Raw genomic sequence first — 14,642 nt, forward strand, 5'->3', positions numbered from 1 at the left:
CGTAAGTGTTCTGGTTTGAGCGCGAAATCAAAGGGCCGCAGCGTCCGCTTCGCCGGTGCGGATGCGCACGGCGTGGTCGAGGCTGATGACGAAGATCTTGCCGTCGCCGATCTGACCGGTCTTGGCGGCCGAGCTGATCGCATCGATGGTCTTGTCGACCTGGTCGGAGGGGATCGCGACCTCGATCTTGATCTTGGGCAGGAAGCTCACCGCATATTCGGCGCCGCGGTAGATTTCCGTATGACCTTTCTGACGGCCGTACCCCTTCACTTCCGTCACCGTGAGACCATGAACGCCGATGGCGGTCAGGGCGTCCCGGACTTCTTCGAGCTTGAATGGCTTAATGATCGCCATAACAATTTTCATGGGTCCTATCCCCGCTTGGGCCCGGCACGGACGTTACCGAGCGCTTCCTGTCGACTGAGGTTCACCACGCGGAGAGAGCTTCACGACGCGGGCACAGCCGGGAGCGATAGAATCAAATGCCGTGCCAGACGGCTGGTCAGGGCTAACGAGCGGTGAATCCTGACCTTTTCACCCCTCACCGGGGGCATCAAAGGCTGCGCTATTCCGTCGCGCTCAAGGAATGGGCATGTATGCGCAAAAGTTGCGCATGTCAGGCTCAAGACACAATGCTGCTCACCGCGCGGGCAGAATCCCGCGACGCCGAACAGGTCAATTGGCGCCAATTGCTGCAGCTATTGCAGCGCCTCGCCATGCTGGGAGATGTCGAGTCCTTCCAGCTCGTGCTCGCGCGACACCCGCAGCGGCACGAAGGCGCTGACCAGCTTCAGGAGCCCCCAGGTGACGCCGCCCGACCACACCAGGGTGACGGCGACGCCGTAGAGCTGGGCCGCAAGCTGCTTCGGGTTGCCCTCGATCAGCCCGGCTGTGCCGCCGATCGCGGCGGTCGCGAACACGCCGGCCAGCAGCGTGCCGGTGAGGCCGCCGATGCCGTGGACGCCGAACACGTCGAGCGAATCGTCATAGTTGAAGCGGTGCTTCAGCGAGGTGCAGGCCCAGTAGCAGATGATACCGGCGAGCGCGCCGATCACCAGCCCATGCCAGGGGGCGACGAAGCCGGAAGCGGGCGTGATGGTGCCGAGGCCGGCCACCGCGCCGGAGATCATGCCGAGCACCGACGGCTTGCGCCGCGTCGACCATTCCAGCGCGCCCCAGGTGACGGCGCCGGCGCAAGCGGCCAGATGCGTCGTCAGGATCGCCATCACCGCATGCGCATTCGCCCCGAGCGCCGAGCCGCCATTGAAGCCGAACCAGCCGACCCAGAGCAGGCCGGTGCCGACCACCGCGAGCGACAGATCGAACGGCGAGAGGTTCTCGCTGCCATAGCCCTGGCGGCGTCCCATCACCAGCGCCGCGACCAATCCCGCGGTGCCCGCGGAGAGATGCACGACGAGACCGCCGGCGAAGTCGACCACGCCGGCCTGCGCAAGAAAGCCGCCGCCCCAGATCCAATGCGCCAGCGGCACATAGACGAAGATGAACCATGCAATGCTGAACAGGAGGTAGGCCGAGAAGCGCATGCGGTCGGCGACCGAGCCCGCCACCAGCGCCACCGTGATGATCGCGAACGTCATCTGGTACAGCATGAACAGCGACTCGGGGATCGTCTTGGCGCTGGGATGGACGCTGTCCATGCCCATGCCGGCGAGGAAGGCGCGGTCGAGCGAGCCGATCCAGGTGCCGTCGCCGACGAAGGCCAGCGAGTAGCCGAATGCGACCCACAGGATCGAGATCAGCATCACGGCTGCGAGGCTCTGCGCCATCGTCGCCAGCACGTTCTTCTTGCGCACCATGCCCGAGTAGAACAGCGCCAGACCCGGAATGGTCATCATCAGCACCAAAGCGGTGGCGACGATCATCCAGGCGGTGTCGGCCGGTTCGATCGTGGACGGCGCTGCCGCTGCTGCGGGCGTGGTGAAGGCAATCGCGCCCGCTGCAGCCAATGCTGCAGACGCGCGCAGGCAACGAGACGCGCAGGTCTCCATGACAGTCCCCCCGGCATGTCAGATGTTAGGATCTTGCAGTCCGCCGCGCCGTTGCGGCGGGCGCGCAGCCGTTGCGGCTGCTTGACGGGCTTAGAGTGCGTCGGTGTCGGTCTCGCCGGTGCGGATGCGGCGGGCATGATCGATTGGCGTCACGAAGATCTTGCCGTCGCCGATCTGGCCGGTGCGCGCGTGCGTCGTGATCACCTCGACCGCCTTCTCGGCGATGTCGGAGTTGACCGCGATCTCGATGCGCAGCTTGGGCAGGAAGTTCACGATATACTCGGCGCCGCGGTAGATCTCGGTATGGCCCTTCTGGCGGCCGTAGCCCTTGACCTCGGTGACGGTCATGCCGTGGACGCCGATCGCGGTGAGGGCCTGGCGCACCTCGTCGAGCTTGAAGGGTTTGATGATCGCGACGACGAGCTTCATGGGCGGGCCTTGGTTTCCTCGGGTCTGGGCAGCCTGCTTCTGAGGCAGGCGTCGAACGGCTGTTGTGGCCTGTTCCTAGGCAAATGGCACAAAAAGAGCGCAGCGTTAAGCGATATTTGATCGCCTATTGCTTGGATATCGTTCGGACAGCTAGTCTGAGCGCGACTCATTGCAGCGACCCCGCGCTCAGATTGAACGACGCTTTGCGGCTCATGTGCCACGAAAACATTATTTTGGAGAGAAACCGTGGGCAATATTCCCGAGATCAATCCCCTTCCTTCCAGCACAAGTCCCGTTTCCGCAGTGCCACTGGATGCCCCGCCCCATCCGCTGGATGCGGAGTGGCACGTCCATATCAATGGACAGACCTACGGCCCTTACACCGGCCACCGCCTGGGTGAGTTCGTCAAGGAAGGCCGCATCGACAAGTCGACCCAAGTTCTCGAGGTCGGTAGCGAGGCTTGGTCCTTGGCTGGGCAAGACCTTCGTCTCGCCTCGCTGTTCAACCGGGCTCCGCCGCAAGCTCCGCCGATCTCCGCTGCAGCCGGCTCGACCGTTGTCCAGATAACCAACCAGATGGCGCCGACAGCCGTCCTTCTCGACGACACCGGAGTCTTCGGCGCGAAATCGCCGGGCGTCGCTCTGTTCCTTTCATTTCTCCTCTGCGGTGCGGGTCAAATGTACTGCGGCAGAGTCGGGAAAGGAATCCTGATGCTGATTGGGTGTATAGCTCTGTGGTTCATCTTTTTGGGATGGACAGTCTGGATTTGGTCGATGATCGATGCCTACGCGACGGCGAAGGACATGAACCTGCGATACCTGCGTCGCCTGCAGTCGGGCCAGCCAGTATGACGAAAGCTGCGCCCAATATTTCCTTTCAGAGCTGCCCGTCCTGCGGCTCCGCTTTGAGCGAAGGCGCGCTGACATGTGGCTATTGCGGCAGCGTCACTGCCGTCGAAAATATTTCGAGCCGCGTGAGATCTGAGTTCCGGTATTGGGTTGGACGGGCCGGCGCCTATCTGCAGGACCCCGCGGTTCTGATCTGGGTGCTTGCGACCGTTCCCGTACTGATATTGCCACCATTACTGGCATTGATGATGTGTTTCAGAGGGAGCTGGAATAGCAGACGCGGCGATGCCGCTAGACAAGCTTACTTCTCTGTCTTCTCTGTTTCAGTCGTCGCCATCGTCAATATCGCGCTGAGCTTGATCTTTTGGCGCTGGCTGAGCGAGATATCGATGTCAGCAGGGCTGTCCTTTGGACTCTTTCTCAAGTCGCTGGGAATTGTTTCTCCAAGGGCGTCACTGCAGGCCATCTAACGTGTTCATTTACAACGGGCGCAGCTTACCGGCGCTCGCGGATCGAGCCCTCCTGCGCGACGGAGGCGACCAGCGTGCCGTCGGGCTTGAAGATCGAGCCGCGGGTGAGCCCGCGGCCGCCCTGCGCGCTCGGCGAATCCTGCGCATAAAGCAGCCATTCGTCGGCGCGGAACGGCCGGTGAAACCACATCGCGTGATCCAGCGAGGCCGGCATCATGCGCTTGTCGAACAAGGTGCGGCCATAGCGCGCCATGACCGCGTCGAGCAGCGAGAAGTCCGACGCATAGGCCAGCGCGCACATGTGCAGCGCCGGATCATCGGGCAGCTTCGCCGCCGTCTTGATCCAGACGTTGATGCGGCCATCCTCGATCTTATGGCCGAAGTACCGGTTCAGTTCGACGGGGCGCAGCTCGATCGGCCGGTCGGATTCGTAGTAGCGGCGGATGAAGTCCGGCATCCTTCGGAAGACTTCCTGAAACATCGGCTGCTTGGAGATCTCCTCCGCCGTCAGCTTCTCCGGCGGCGGCACGTCCGGCATCTTGTCCTGGTGGTTGAATGCGCTGTCCTCGTCGCTGTGGAAGGACACCATGATCGAGAAGATCGCATTGCCGTGCTGGATCGCGGTGACGCGCCGGGTCGCATAGCTCTTGCCGTCGCGCAGGCGCTCGACCTGGTAGATGATCGGCACCTGCGGGTCACCGGGCAGGATGAAGTAGCAGTGCAGCGAATGCGGCAGCCGGCCCTCGACAGTGCGGCACGCCGCCATCATCGCCTGGCCGATCACTTGGCCGCCGAACACGCGCTGCCAGCTCGTCTTCGGGCTGTTGCCGCGGAACAGGTTCACCTCGATCGGCTCGAGATCGAGGATCGAGATCAGGTCGATCAGTCCCTTGGACATGGCGTGGTGCTTTCGCTGGCTCGGCCGTCAGCTCCGGCCCCGTTCCAGCGGGATCAGGCATCCGGAAATGACGGTTTCGGAGGGCAGACCTTGTTTCACGCCCCTGTTTCGCCCAGCTATACTCCACTCGCAAGAGTAACCGTGAGCAGGGCGGCATGACGACACAGCGAAGCATTGTCATTTGTGGCGGGGCGTTTGCCGGCCTGGCGCTGGCGTTGGCGCTCCGTCAGGGGCTTGGGCCCGAGGTGCCGGTGATCGTGGCCGATCCGGCGCTGGCGAACCGGCCGAGCCGTGATCCGCGCGCCAGCGCCATCGTCGCGGCCTGCCGCAAGCTGTTTGACGCGATCGGGGTCTGGGCCGATGTCGCGCCCGAGGCGCAGCCGATCCTCGACATGGTCATCACCGACTCCAAGCCCGAGGATGCGATCCGCCCGGCGTTCCTGACCTTTGCGGGCCAGGTCGAGGCCGGCGAGCCGTTCGCGCACATGGTCGAGAACCGGCTCTTGATCGACGCGCTGGTCCGGCATGCGGAGGCCGCAGGCGTCGAGCTCAAGGCGATGCCGGTGACCGGCTTTGCGACGCGGGCCGACGGCATTGCGGTGACTCTGGGCGACGGCAGCCAGCTCGAGGCGAGCCTGCTGGTTGCCGCTGACGGCGCGCGCTCGAAGCTGCGCGAGCGCGCGGGCATCCAGACCCATGGCTGGGACTATGACCAGTCCGGCATCGTCGTGACCATCGGTCACGAGCGCGACCATGGCGGCCGCGCCGAGGAGCATTTCCTTCCGCCCGGACCATTCGCGATCCTGCCGCTGACCGGCAAGCGCTCCTCGCTGGTGTGGACCGAGCGGCGCGCCGAGGCGAAGCGCCTCGTCGCGCTCAGCGCGGATGAATTCCAGGCCGAGCTGGAGAAGCGCGCCGGCCTGCATCTCGGCGAGTTGAAGGTGCTCGACCAGCCGCGCGCGTTTCCGCTGTCCTACTTCGTCGCCCGCTCGTTCATCGCGCCGCGGCTGGCGCTGGTCGGCGACGCCGCCCATGTGATCCACCCCATCGCGGGGCAGGGGCTCAACATGGGGCTGAAGGACGTCGCCGCACTGGCCGAGGTCGTGGTCGATGCGGCAAGAGTGGGAATCGACCCGGGGCAGGTCGATGTCCTCGAGCGCTATCAGCGCTGGCGCCGCTTCGACACGATGGCGATGGGCGTCGCCACCAACTCGCTGAACTTCCTGTTCTCCAATAAATCGACGCTGTTGCGGGCCGTGCGCGACATCGGCCTTGGGATCGTCGATCGCGCGCCGCCGTTGAAGGAGCTGTTCATCAAGCAGGCCGCGGGGCTCACCGGCGAGATGCCGCGGCTGCTGAAAGGCGAGGCGCTTTGAGGTTCAGCGCGGGCCTGCGGCGGCGATGAAACCGGCGACGGCGTCGATCATGTCGGGGTCGAGCGGGCGGTCTGGATCGTTGTAGGAGGCGAGGTTCTCGTCCTCATTGGCGACGTCGACCAGCACGTGGTTCATGTCCGGCAGCCACAGCGTCTTGGCGGCCGGCGCGGCGGCGGCGAGCGCCACCAAGTCGAGCCGTGGGATCTGGGAATCGCGGGCGCCGCCGACGATGAGGGTCGGGATCGTGAGCTGCTTGAGCGGATCGATCGGATCCTCGGCGAAGGCGGAGCCGATGCCGGGCTGCATGCTTGGGGCGATCGGCAACTCGGGCGGGGCGGGATCGACGACCTGCCCGGCCATGATGGCGTCGATCGCCTTGGCGACCGGCTCCATCTTCGCGGCCGGCAGCTTCTTCTCGAGTTGCGCCTTGAGCAGATCGCCCTGCCGCCGCGCCGACGACGCGAGCAGGACGAGACGGTCGACCGGGGTGCGACGGGCGGTGAGGATGGCGACCAGGCCGCCCTCGCTGTGGCCGACCAGGACGATCCGGGCGAACTTGCCGCGCAGGAAGTCGACCAGCGCGGCGGCGTCCCCGACATAATCCTTGAAGCGGAAGTCTTCCGGGCGGCCGAACTCCGCCTTCCAGCCGCGCGCGCCGCGCTTGTCGTAACGCAGGCTGGCGATGCCGCGGGCGGCGAGCTGCTCGGCGAGCTTCTTCAAGGTCGCCGGCTTGAGCTGCGGCCCATTGCCGTCCCGGTCCGTCGACCCGGAGCCGGCGATCAGCAGCGCCACCGGAGGGCGCTCGACGCCCGCTGGCGTGGTCAAGACGGCGTCGAGTGCGCCAATGCGGACGGCGCTCTCCTCGGCCGAGACCACCGAGGTGAGGGCCATCAGCGCCACGGCGAGCGCGCAGCGGATCACGACGGGCCGCATCGGTCAGTCGATCTTCCGCGCTTCCTCCGGCAGCATGATCGGGATGCCGTCGCGGATCGGGTAGGCGAGCTTCGCCGACCGCGAGACCAGCTCCTGCTTCGCCGCGTCGTATTCCAGCGGGCCCTTGGTCATCGGGCAGACCAGGATCTCGAGCAGCTTGGGATCGACGGAATTGGCGGGGCGTTCGAGCGGGGCGTTCATGGCAAGGGTCTCCGGCGGGCGCCTCTGTAGCATATCGTCCGCCTGGTTGTCGTCCTTCAAGGCTTGTGCAGGGCGATCCGGATCAGCTCCTCGATGACCGTGTCCAGTTGCTGGGCCGGCAACGGCCGATCCGACAGCGCGTGGCCGAGGAAGGCCCAGTACAGCACCTGGGCGCGTGCGTGCGCGATCGCCGGCATCAGTCCTTCGGCTGAAAGCAGGCTCTCGACATAGCCCAGCCGGCGTCTGTCGATGGCCTGGACCGCCTGGCGCGCGGCGGGGTCGGATCCGGCCCAGCTGCGCACGGCGCGCTCCAGGGTGAGTCTGACGGTGAACGCGCGCCGGAGGAGCACGGCAATCGCCGGCTGGTCGCCGGCGCTCGCCTCCACCCCGGTGATGATCTGCTCGGCCGCAATCTCCCGCCACTTTTTGAGGAGGGCGGCGTGAAACGCGGCCACATCGGCGAAATGCCAGTAGAAGCTGCCGCGCGACACGCCCATGGCTTTCGCCAGCGGCTCCGCCTTCAGCGCGGTGAAGCCCCGGGTGGCCAGCACCTTCAATCCCTGTGTCAGCCAATCGTCCGCGGAGAGCTGATCCGTCATGTCGTCACCATCAGGACGACCATACATAACTGTATTGACGGCCGCCAGGGCTTCGTGCATCTTCCATACATAACTGTATGGAAGGCGTGCCATGCGCGATGCGCTGCTCGTAACCGCGGGGCTGATGGCGATCACCGTCGCCGTGATCCATGGCGTGCTCGGCGAGACGATGGTGTTCGCGCGTGCCACCATCTCGCCGGAGCGGTTGCGAACCCTGCTGCGGCTGGTCTGGCAAACGGGCACGGTGGCGTGGATCGGCTGTGGCGTGCTGCTCACGGCCGCCCCGCGAATGGCGTCGGAGTCGGCGCGGCATTGGACGGTGGTCACCGTCATCGTCGTGTTCACCTTCGCTGCAGGCGCCAATGCGCTGGCGACGCGCGCGCGGCATTTCGGCTGGATCATGCTCGCCGGCGTGGTCCTCCTCGCCATCGCCGGCTACTGATGCTGCGAATCCGGTCGACATAGCCGCGGCACAAACTCGGCGAGATGACGGCATTGCGACGCTTTGCAACCGCTGGATCGCCTTAACTGCCGTTCGGCCGCACTCCGTTCACCGCGAGGCCACTGCCACGACACATTCGCCAAGAATGGTTCTAACTTAGAAGGAGTCTCTTTGCAGACACGGCGGCGAGCCGCTTAGTTGTTCGTCGTCGCGAACGGGTGCCCGGCGTCGACATCGATCCGGGCGCGCAACCGTTCTCCGATTTGCTTGTCGGGATAGGAGAGGGGACGGATCGATGTTGGTCGACGTGGTGCGGAAGTTGGTCGTCGTAGGTGGAAGCGTCGGCATGCTGCTGATGGCAGCGCAGGCGCACGCCGGGGAATCGAACGAGATCTGCCTCACCTATGCCAATGGTCAATTCGAGCCCAAGGAGCCGACCGTTCCTGCCGACGCGCCGCTGACGATCCGCGTCAAGAACATGGAGAGCAAGGCCATCGAGTTCGAGAGCGAGACCCTGAAGGTCGAGAAGGTGATCGCGGCCAACAGCGAGGCGGTGCTCAACGTTCGCGCCATGAAGTCCGGGCGGTACGAGTTCTATAACGACTTCAACGAAAAGGCCCGCGGCTTCGTCAACGTCCAATAGGTCCAGATCCCATGCTCGCCGCCCTGATCATCGTCTTCCGCGAAGTGTTCGAAGCCGGCCTGATCGTCGGCATCGTGCTCGCCGTCACCAGCGCGGTCCCGCATCGCCTGCGCTGGATCGGCGCGGGGCTGTTTGCCGGCCTGGTCGGCGCATGCATCGTCGCGGCGTTCGCGGGCACGCTGACTCAGCTATTCGAAGGCATGGGACAGGAATTGTTCAATGCAGGGGTCCTGTCGGCTGCCGTGATCATGCTGACCTGGCACAATGTCTGGATGGCCCGGCACGGCCGCGAGATGAGCAACGAGTTGCGGACGATGGGCCAAGCGGTGGCCGAAGGCGCCAAGCCGCTGGTCGCGCTGGCGACCGTGATCGCCATCGCCGTGTTGCGCGAGGGCAGCGAGGTCGCGCTGTTTCTCTATGGCGTGGCGGCCTCCGGTGACGGCGGCGGGCGGGCGCTGCTCGGTGGCGGCGTCCTCGGCCTGCTGCTCGGCGTCGCCGTCTGTCTCGCGACCTATCTGGGTCTGATGCGCATCCCGCCGCGCGCGCTGTTCAAGACCACCACCGTGCTGATCACCCTGTTGTCGGCGGGAATGGCCGCGCAGGCGGTGTTCTTTCTCGCCCGCGCCAATTGGCTGACATCGTTCGACCAGGTGGTGTGGGATTCGAGCGCGGTTCTGCCCGAGCGTGGCGTCGCCGGACGGACCCTCAAGGCCCTGATCGGCTATACGGATCAGCCCACCGCGATGCAGCTCGCGGTTTACATCGGGGTGATCCTCGCCACCATCGCGCTGATGCGTCTCACGGCGGCGCCGCCAGCGCCGCGTGCGGCCGCCGCCGAATGATCATTGCAGCGGCGGATCACCCGAGGTCCGCTTCTTGGCGAGATCCATCTCGGTCACGGCGATGAGGATTTCGGCGCGGGTCTTGAGGTCCGGCGCCTCGAGCATCGCCTGCTTCTCCGCCGGGCCGTAGGGCGACATCATCGCCAGCGCGTTCACGAGCGCTTCGTTCGGCGCGGCTTCGATGCCGGCCCAGTCGACCTTGAGATTGTTGGCCTTGAGGAAGTCGGTGAGCACCGCGAGCAGCGCCTCGCGGTCGACCGCGTCCTCACCCTTGCGCGCCGTGAAATCATCGACGAACGGGAAATAATCGACCTTGCACTGCCGATAGGGTGTGAGCACCGTCATTTCCTCGACCACCTTGAAGCGGGACACGCCGGTGAGCTCGAGGATGTAGCGGCCATCGCCGGACTCGGCGAGCTGCGTGATCCGGCCGACGCAGCCGACCTTGAACAGCACCGGCCGCTCCTCGCTGGAGGAATGCGTGACGTCGGGCTGGATCATGCCAATGAGCCGATGGCCGTCGCGAAGCGCATCGTCGACCATCGCGAGATAGCGCGGCTCGAAAATGTTGAGCGGCATTTGGCCGCGCGGCAGCAGCAAGGCTCCCGCCAATGGAAACACCGGAACGATCTCCGGCAGCTCGGCGGGACCGCGATATTCGGCATTGATCGGCATGCGATACCTCGTGTCCGCTGGAACGAGCGCGCGTCCCGTCCAGCCGGGTTACGAAAACAGGATCGTCGACAGCCGCTTGCGGCCCTCGATGGTGGCCTCGTCTGCGCCGCCCCAGGCTTCGAAGAACTGCACGAGCTGCTTGCGCGCGCCGTCCTCGTTCCATTTGCGGTCGCGCTTCACGATCTCGAGCAGCTGGTCGGTGGCTTCCTTCCGCTTGCCCGCGGCGTTCAGCGCCGTCGCCAGGTCAAAACGCGCCTGGTGGTCGAGCGGATTGGCGGCGACCTTCTGTTCGAGTTCGCCGACCGGCCCGAGCGACTGGGCTTGCTCGGCCAGATCGATCGCGGCCTGCACGGCGGAGACCGCCGAATCGCTACGCTTGGCGTCCGGGACCATCGCAAGCGTCTGCTTGGCCTCGTCGATCGCGCCGAGCTCGACCTGGCACTTCGCAAGCCCGGCGATCGCCGGGATGTTGGCGGCATCGACCGCGAGCACCTCGGCATAGATCTCGGCCGCGCCGGCCGCATCGCCCTCGGCGAGTGCGGCTTCGGCTTCCTTGAGGATTTCGGCGATGTCGGGCTCGCCGACGCCCGGAACGCCCTTGGTGATCTTTTCGATGAAGGCGGCGACCTGGCTCTCGGGCACGGCACCCATGAAGCCATCGGCGGGCCGTCCGCCGACGAACGCGATCACGGCCGGAATCGACTGGATCCCCATCTGGCCGGGAATGGCTGGATGCTCGTCGATGTTCATCTTGACCAGCTTGACCTTGCCATTGGCGGCCTTGACGGCCTTTTCCAGGATGGGCGTCAGCTGCTTGCACGGTCCGCACCACGGCGCCCAGAAGTCGATGAGGACCGGCTGCCGCTTCGATTCCTCGATGACGTCCTTCACGAAGCTCTGCGTCGTGGTGTCCTTGATCAGATCCGGCACCTGCGGCGCCGCTCCGCCGCCCTGCTCAACAATGGTCACGGGGTCCCTCGTCCGAAAAATTCCGATGGACGGCGACCGGGAACCGGCCGCCGCCGCGCCTCAATACACGTTTTCTCTCACTTTAAGTGGCAGTCCAGCTGGAAATTTCAATCAGCGCCCATCGCGGCCCGGTGATGGGCAGGTTTGGGCCCGGCTCGGCCGCCCCCGACCGCTAAAATTTGAACGTCGTCGGCGTACGAAACCTGTCGCAGACCTGTTGCATTCGTCCGCGGCATTTGGCATAGGTCTGCCCGTCGCTGGCGGCCACGCCGCCAAGGCGTCACGGATGCGGGTGTAGCTCAGTGGTAGAGCACGACCTTGCCAAGGTCGGGGTCGAGGGTTCGAACCCCTTCGCCCGCTCCAAAAATTCCGCTCCGTTGTTCCTTCGTCTCATGCCTCATCATTTCGTCGGCGGGGATTTGTCCCAGGCCGCGAGCGCGTCGGCGAATACCCGATCTCCACTGGGACCTTTGCCGATGGCGAGGATGCCCCGGCGCTGGTTCGCATAGACGACCGGGATGTCGAACCATTCGCGCCGTGCGAGGAGTTCCTCGTTGCGCGTGCGATCGGCCTCGACGTTGGACAAGCCCACCAGGAACGAACCTTCGGTGATCTTGACGGAAAGCCCGGCAAGCGGCGTCCCGCGCGACTTCTCATCCGTCTTCATCAGCATTCCCGGGACGCTGCTGATGCCGCCACCGACGAAGTCGGCAGCGGGCCTGAATGTGAGCTCGGCGACATGGCTGGCCGGCAGGCTGGGATCGTCGTTGCGGCGCAACTGCAGGCTGACCTTCAGCTTGCGCTCGGGAATGTCGATCTCGCCACGGATCACCGGCGTGGGCCGCCCTGATTGTGCGTTCTTGACCGTCTCGGTCCGCCAGGTGATCGAGCCGGAATAGCGCCTACCCTTGGGGTCGGAGAGATCCTCATCATACAGCACGGCAAGTCCGGGCGTCCGCGCATCTGCCGCGTCGGACGAGGCGGTCGGGCTCGAAACGGGAGCGCTGCTCCGGGCGGCGTCAGGGCCGGCCGGCTGCGCCGGCTTCGCGGCGGCGCCGCTCAGTTGAGCGCCGCTGTCGATCGACGTGAACATCACGAGCGGCCGCTGCGCTCCGCTGGTGGCGCGCTCCACCGCGGCGTCGGTCTGGTTGAGGATCTCGATCAGACGTTGGCCAGGCTGCTGGAGCGCCTCTGCAAGGGCTGCGGCGAACACGCCGTGACCGTCCGGGCCGCGCTGTCCTGTCGTCCCGGCCTGTGCGGCAAAGGAGATCACGGTCCGTGCGGAAACGTCGACCGGGACGAGGCCGGCGGCAAGACCGGCGATGCCGCGCCCGGCGAACGGATTGGAGCGGAAGGCGTCGAGAATGATCACGTTCTGCCGGGGGCTCGATCCGCCCAGCTCGCGCAGAATCGCAGTCAGGTCGCGCAGCTCGGTGTTGAGATCCGCAGCTGTCGCCGGTGCCGCGTCGACCGGGACGAGATAATCGGCGCCGCCCAGGTTGAGCCCATAGCCGGCATAATAGATCAGCGCGACGTCGGCGTCGGCGATCCTGCCCTTGAACTCGGCAAGCGCGCGATCGAAGCCTCGCCTGTCGAGGTCGATCTGCGCGGCACCGCCGCTCAGGGTGAAGCCGAGCCGCGACAGGCTGTCGGCGATCAGCCGGGCATCCGCCGCCGGCTCGTCCAGCAGCGGCGCGCGCTCGTGAATGGAGTTGCCGATCACCAGCGCCACGCGCTTGTCGGCGGCAGCGGGCCCGATCGAGATCAGGATCGCGCCGGCGACAAGGATGGTTGCAGACAGCAGCTGTCCAACTCGGCCGATCACCCGACGCATGCCAACGATCTCCTGTCACGCGATCTGTGCAACGATTTTACCGCATTTCGAACAAAGCAGGAACAAGAATCGTGGCAGGAAGGAGGAATTGCCGTGGGCTGTCGGCGGCCTAGACGACGACCGGCGTGCGCACCCGGCCGGCATCGCCGAACACGCGGAGATAACGGGCGATCTCGGCAGGATCGCCGGTCGCCTTCTCCGGGTTGTCGGACAGCTTCACGGCGGGATGCCCGTCTGCCGACGTCACCTTGCAGACCAGCGAGATCGGATCGAGGTCGACCGAGCCGTCCGGCGAGCAGCCGACGAAATCGTTGGTCAGGTTGGTGCCCCAGCCGAACGACAGCCGCACCTGATCGGAGAATCGATGATGGAGCTGCTCGATCGATTCGACGTCCATCGCGTCGGAGAACACGAGCAGCTTCTGCTTGGGATCGCGCCCCTTCGATTTCCACCAGGCGATGATCTCCTCGCCGGCCTGGATCGGCGGCGCGCTGTCGGGACGGAAGCCGGTCCAGTCGGCGACCCAGTCGGGTGCGTCGCGCAGGAAGGCCTTGGTGCCGAATGCGTCGGGCAGCGCGATCAGCAGGTTGCCTGCGTAGGTCTGCCGCCACTGGTCGAGAATGCGATACGGCGCGAAGCGCAGCTCGTCATCGTCCTTCGCGAGCGCCGCCGCGACCATCGGCAGCTCATGGGCGTTGGTGCCGATGGCTTCGAGATCGTTGTCCATCGCCAGCAGCACGTTGGAGGTGCCGGTGAACGACGAGCCGAGACCTTCCTTGACGGCCTCGACGCACCAGCGCTGCCACAGGAAGCCGTGGCGGCGGCGGGTGCCGAAATCCGACAGCCGCAGCCCCTCGAGCTTGCGCAGCCGCTCCACTTTGGCCCACAGCTTGGCCTTGGCGCGGGCGAACAGCACGTCGAGTGCGAACCGGCCCTGGCCCTTCATGGCCTGGCGCGAGCGCAGTTCGTTGACGATCGCGAGCGCCGGGATCTCCCACATCGTGGTGTGGGTCCAGGGTCCGTGGAAATGCAGCTCGTACTGGCCCTCCGACTTGCGCAGCTCGTATTCGGGCAGGCGGAAATTGGCGAGCCAGGCGATGAACTCCGGCGAGAACATGTGGGTCTTGCCGTAGAAGGTGTTACCGGCAAGCCAGATCAACTCCTTCTTGGCGAAGCGGATGGTGCGGGCGTGATCGAGCTGGGCGCGCAATTCGCCTTCGTCGATGACGTCGCCGAGCCGCACCCGCCGGGTCCGGTTGATGACCGAGAAGGTCACCTGCTGACTCGGGTAGAACTCCCGAATCATCTGCAGCATCAACAACTTGTAAAAATCGGTGTCGAGCAGGCTGCGCACGATCGGATCGAGGCGCCAACCGTGATTATAGGTTCTGCTCGCGATGTCTGTGACTGTCATGTGATCGTTTTACAGCGCTGGCCGCAAACCCGCCACTGGGCTTGTCGCAGGAGGCCATC

Annotated in this window: 17 protein-coding genes and 1 tRNA gene; 7 read left to right on the plus strand and 11 right to left on the minus strand. The window is 65.4% G+C overall.

Annotated features, from left to right (window positions below):
* Positions 1 to 27 precede the first annotated feature (27 nt).
* From QX132_RS23750 to QX132_RS23760, 3 genes are all read right to left on the minus strand, one after another.
* Entirely contained in the window at positions 28 to 366 is a 339-nt protein-coding gene (locus QX132_RS23750; protein WP_006611147.1) for a P-II family nitrogen regulator, read from the minus strand.
* A 332-nt stretch (positions 367 to 698) separates the two neighbouring features.
* A complete protein-coding gene (locus QX132_RS23755) occupies positions 699 to 2,009 on the minus strand; it encodes an ammonium transporter (RefSeq protein WP_316163045.1) in 1,311 nt (436 codons plus the stop codon).
* Between the two features lie 90 nt (positions 2,010 to 2,099).
* Positions 2,100 to 2,438, minus strand: coding sequence for a P-II family nitrogen regulator (locus tag QX132_RS23760; protein ID WP_172112996.1), 339 nt, complete (start codon positions 2,436 to 2,438; stop codon positions 2,100 to 2,102).
* A gap of 246 nt (positions 2,439 to 2,684) precedes the next feature.
* Between QX132_RS23760 and QX132_RS23765 the strand changes: the two genes are divergently transcribed.
* Positions 2,685 to 3,290 (plus strand): GYF domain-containing protein, encoded by a 606-nt coding sequence (locus QX132_RS23765; RefSeq protein WP_316163046.1) that lies wholly within the window; start codon positions 2,685 to 2,687, stop codon positions 3,288 to 3,290.
* Positions 3,287 to 3,757, plus strand: coding sequence for a zinc ribbon domain-containing protein (locus QX132_RS23770; protein WP_315781738.1), 471 nt, complete (start codon positions 3,287 to 3,289; stop codon positions 3,755 to 3,757). The genes QX132_RS23765 and QX132_RS23770 overlap by 4 nt, the downstream gene beginning before the upstream one ends.
* A 25-nt stretch (positions 3,758 to 3,782) precedes the next feature.
* On the opposite strand, the gene tesB is transcribed toward QX132_RS23770, so the two are convergent.
* On the minus strand, positions 3,783 to 4,655 hold the full coding sequence (tesB, locus tag QX132_RS23775; protein WP_316163047.1) for an acyl-CoA thioesterase II: 873 nt from the start codon (positions 4,653 to 4,655) through the stop codon (positions 3,783 to 3,785).
* A gap of 155 nt (positions 4,656 to 4,810) precedes the next feature.
* Here tesB and QX132_RS23780 point away from each other — a divergent pair, with 155 nt between their 5' ends.
* A complete protein-coding gene (locus tag QX132_RS23780; RefSeq protein WP_315797918.1) occupies positions 4,811 to 6,031 on the plus strand; it encodes a ubiquinone biosynthesis hydroxylase in 1,221 nt (406 codons plus the stop codon).
* A 3-nt stretch (positions 6,032 to 6,034) separates the two neighbouring features.
* Here the strand turns inward: QX132_RS23780 and QX132_RS23785 are convergent, their stop codons facing one another.
* The 3 genes from QX132_RS23785 to QX132_RS23795 are packed head-to-tail and all read right to left on the minus strand — an operon-like array spanning position 6,035 to position 7,764.
* On the minus strand, positions 6,035 to 6,964 hold the full coding sequence (locus QX132_RS23785) for an alpha/beta hydrolase (protein ID WP_316163048.1): 930 nt from the start codon (positions 6,962 to 6,964) through the stop codon (positions 6,035 to 6,037).
* Positions 6,965 to 6,967: 3 nt separating this feature from the next.
* Positions 6,968 to 7,165: a Trm112 family protein gene (locus QX132_RS23790; protein WP_006613415.1), complete on the minus strand. Its 198-nt coding sequence runs from the start codon at positions 7,163 to 7,165 to the stop codon at positions 6,968 to 6,970.
* A 56-nt stretch (positions 7,166 to 7,221) separates the two neighbouring features.
* Complete coding sequence (locus tag QX132_RS23795) at positions 7,222 to 7,764, minus strand: TetR/AcrR family transcriptional regulator (RefSeq protein WP_315770603.1); 543 nt, start codon at positions 7,762 to 7,764, stop codon at positions 7,222 to 7,224.
* A 91-nt stretch (positions 7,765 to 7,855) separates the two neighbouring features.
* Between QX132_RS23795 and QX132_RS23800 the strand changes: the two genes are divergently transcribed.
* From QX132_RS23800 to QX132_RS23810, 3 genes are all read left to right on the plus strand, one after another.
* Complete coding sequence (locus QX132_RS23800; protein ID WP_315740639.1) at positions 7,856 to 8,206, plus strand: hypothetical protein; 351 nt, start codon at positions 7,856 to 7,858, stop codon at positions 8,204 to 8,206.
* Positions 8,207 to 8,501: 295 nt separating this feature from the next.
* On the plus strand, positions 8,502 to 8,849 hold the full coding sequence (locus tag QX132_RS23805) for a cupredoxin domain-containing protein (RefSeq protein WP_316163049.1): 348 nt from the start codon (positions 8,502 to 8,504) through the stop codon (positions 8,847 to 8,849).
* Between the two features lie 11 nt (positions 8,850 to 8,860).
* Positions 8,861 to 9,691, plus strand: a complete 831-nt coding sequence (locus tag QX132_RS23810; RefSeq protein WP_315758703.1) for an FTR1 family protein — start codon at positions 8,861 to 8,863, stop codon at positions 9,689 to 9,691.
* On the opposite strand, the gene QX132_RS23815 is transcribed toward QX132_RS23810, so the two are convergent.
* Together QX132_RS23815 and trxA are read right to left on the minus strand one after the other, a co-directional pair.
* Complete coding sequence (locus tag QX132_RS23815) at positions 9,692 to 10,366, minus strand: LON peptidase substrate-binding domain-containing protein (RefSeq protein WP_315715855.1); 675 nt, start codon at positions 10,364 to 10,366, stop codon at positions 9,692 to 9,694.
* A gap of 48 nt (positions 10,367 to 10,414) precedes the next feature.
* A complete protein-coding gene (gene trxA / locus QX132_RS23820) occupies positions 10,415 to 11,335 on the minus strand; it encodes a thioredoxin (protein WP_315781732.1) in 921 nt (306 codons plus the stop codon).
* Between the two features lie 288 nt (positions 11,336 to 11,623).
* Here trxA and QX132_RS23825 point away from each other — a divergent pair.
* Positions 11,624 to 11,698: transfer RNA gene (locus tag QX132_RS23825), tRNA-Gly, on the plus strand.
* A gap of 37 nt (positions 11,699 to 11,735) precedes the next feature.
* On the opposite strand, the gene QX132_RS23830 is transcribed toward QX132_RS23825, so the two are convergent.
* Entirely contained in the window at positions 11,736 to 13,169 is a 1,434-nt protein-coding gene (locus tag QX132_RS23830) for a caspase domain-containing protein (RefSeq protein ID WP_316163050.1), read from the minus strand.
* Positions 13,170 to 13,278: 109 nt separating this feature from the next.
* Positions 13,279 to 14,583 carry a nicotinate phosphoribosyltransferase gene (pncB, locus tag QX132_RS23835; protein WP_315758706.1) on the minus strand — a complete coding sequence of 435 codons (1,305 nt, stop codon included), beginning with the start codon at positions 14,581 to 14,583 and terminating at the stop codon, positions 13,279 to 13,281.
* Between the last annotated feature and the right edge of the window lie 59 nt (positions 14,584 to 14,642).

The sequence above is a fragment of the Bradyrhizobium sp. SZCCHNRI20481 genome, assembly GCF_032485055.1.
Taxonomy (GTDB): domain Bacteria; phylum Pseudomonadota; class Alphaproteobacteria; order Rhizobiales; family Xanthobacteraceae; genus Bradyrhizobium.

What these genes read in the sequence shown, in the direction of transcription:
- QX132_RS23810 (WP_315758703.1), top strand. Translation starts at nt 8,861, where the DNA reads ATGCTCGCCGCCCTGATCATCGTCTTCCGCGAAGTGTTCGAAGCCGGC.
- QX132_RS23755 (WP_316163045.1), bottom strand. Translation starts at nt 2,009, where the DNA reads ATGGAGACCTGCGCGTCTCGTTGCCTGCGCGCGTCTGCAGCATTGGCT.
- QX132_RS23830 (WP_316163050.1), bottom strand. Translation starts at nt 13,169, where the DNA reads ATGCGTCGGGTGATCGGCCGAGTTGGACAGCTGCTGTCTGCAACCATC.
- QX132_RS23805 (WP_316163049.1), top strand. Translation starts at nt 8,502, where the DNA reads ATGTTGGTCGACGTGGTGCGGAAGTTGGTCGTCGTAGGTGGAAGCGTC.
- QX132_RS23785 (WP_316163048.1), bottom strand. Translation starts at nt 6,964, where the DNA reads ATGCGGCCCGTCGTGATCCGCTGCGCGCTCGCCGTGGCGCTGATGGCC.
- pncB (WP_315758706.1), bottom strand. Translation starts at nt 14,583, where the DNA reads ATGACAGTCACAGACATCGCGAGCAGAACCTATAATCACGGTTGGCGC.
- QX132_RS23750 (WP_006611147.1), bottom strand. Translation starts at nt 366, where the DNA reads ATGAAAATTGTTATGGCGATCATTAAGCCATTCAAGCTCGAAGAAGTC.
- QX132_RS23795 (WP_315770603.1), bottom strand. Translation starts at nt 7,764, where the DNA reads ATGACGGATCAGCTCTCCGCGGACGATTGGCTGACACAGGGATTGAAG.
- tesB (WP_316163047.1), bottom strand. Translation starts at nt 4,655, where the DNA reads ATGTCCAAGGGACTGATCGACCTGATCTCGATCCTCGATCTCGAGCCG.
- QX132_RS23760 (WP_172112996.1), bottom strand. Translation starts at nt 2,438, where the DNA reads ATGAAGCTCGTCGTCGCGATCATCAAACCCTTCAAGCTCGACGAGGTG.
- QX132_RS23815 (WP_315715855.1), bottom strand. Translation starts at nt 10,366, where the DNA reads ATGCCGATCAATGCCGAATATCGCGGTCCCGCCGAGCTGCCGGAGATC.
- QX132_RS23800 (WP_315740639.1), top strand. Translation starts at nt 7,856, where the DNA reads ATGCGCGATGCGCTGCTCGTAACCGCGGGGCTGATGGCGATCACCGTC.
- QX132_RS23770 (WP_315781738.1), top strand. Translation starts at nt 3,287, where the DNA reads ATGACGAAAGCTGCGCCCAATATTTCCTTTCAGAGCTGCCCGTCCTGC.
- QX132_RS23790 (WP_006613415.1), bottom strand. Translation starts at nt 7,165, where the DNA reads ATGAACGCCCCGCTCGAACGCCCCGCCAATTCCGTCGATCCCAAGCTG.
- QX132_RS23780 (WP_315797918.1), top strand. Translation starts at nt 4,811, where the DNA reads ATGACGACACAGCGAAGCATTGTCATTTGTGGCGGGGCGTTTGCCGGC.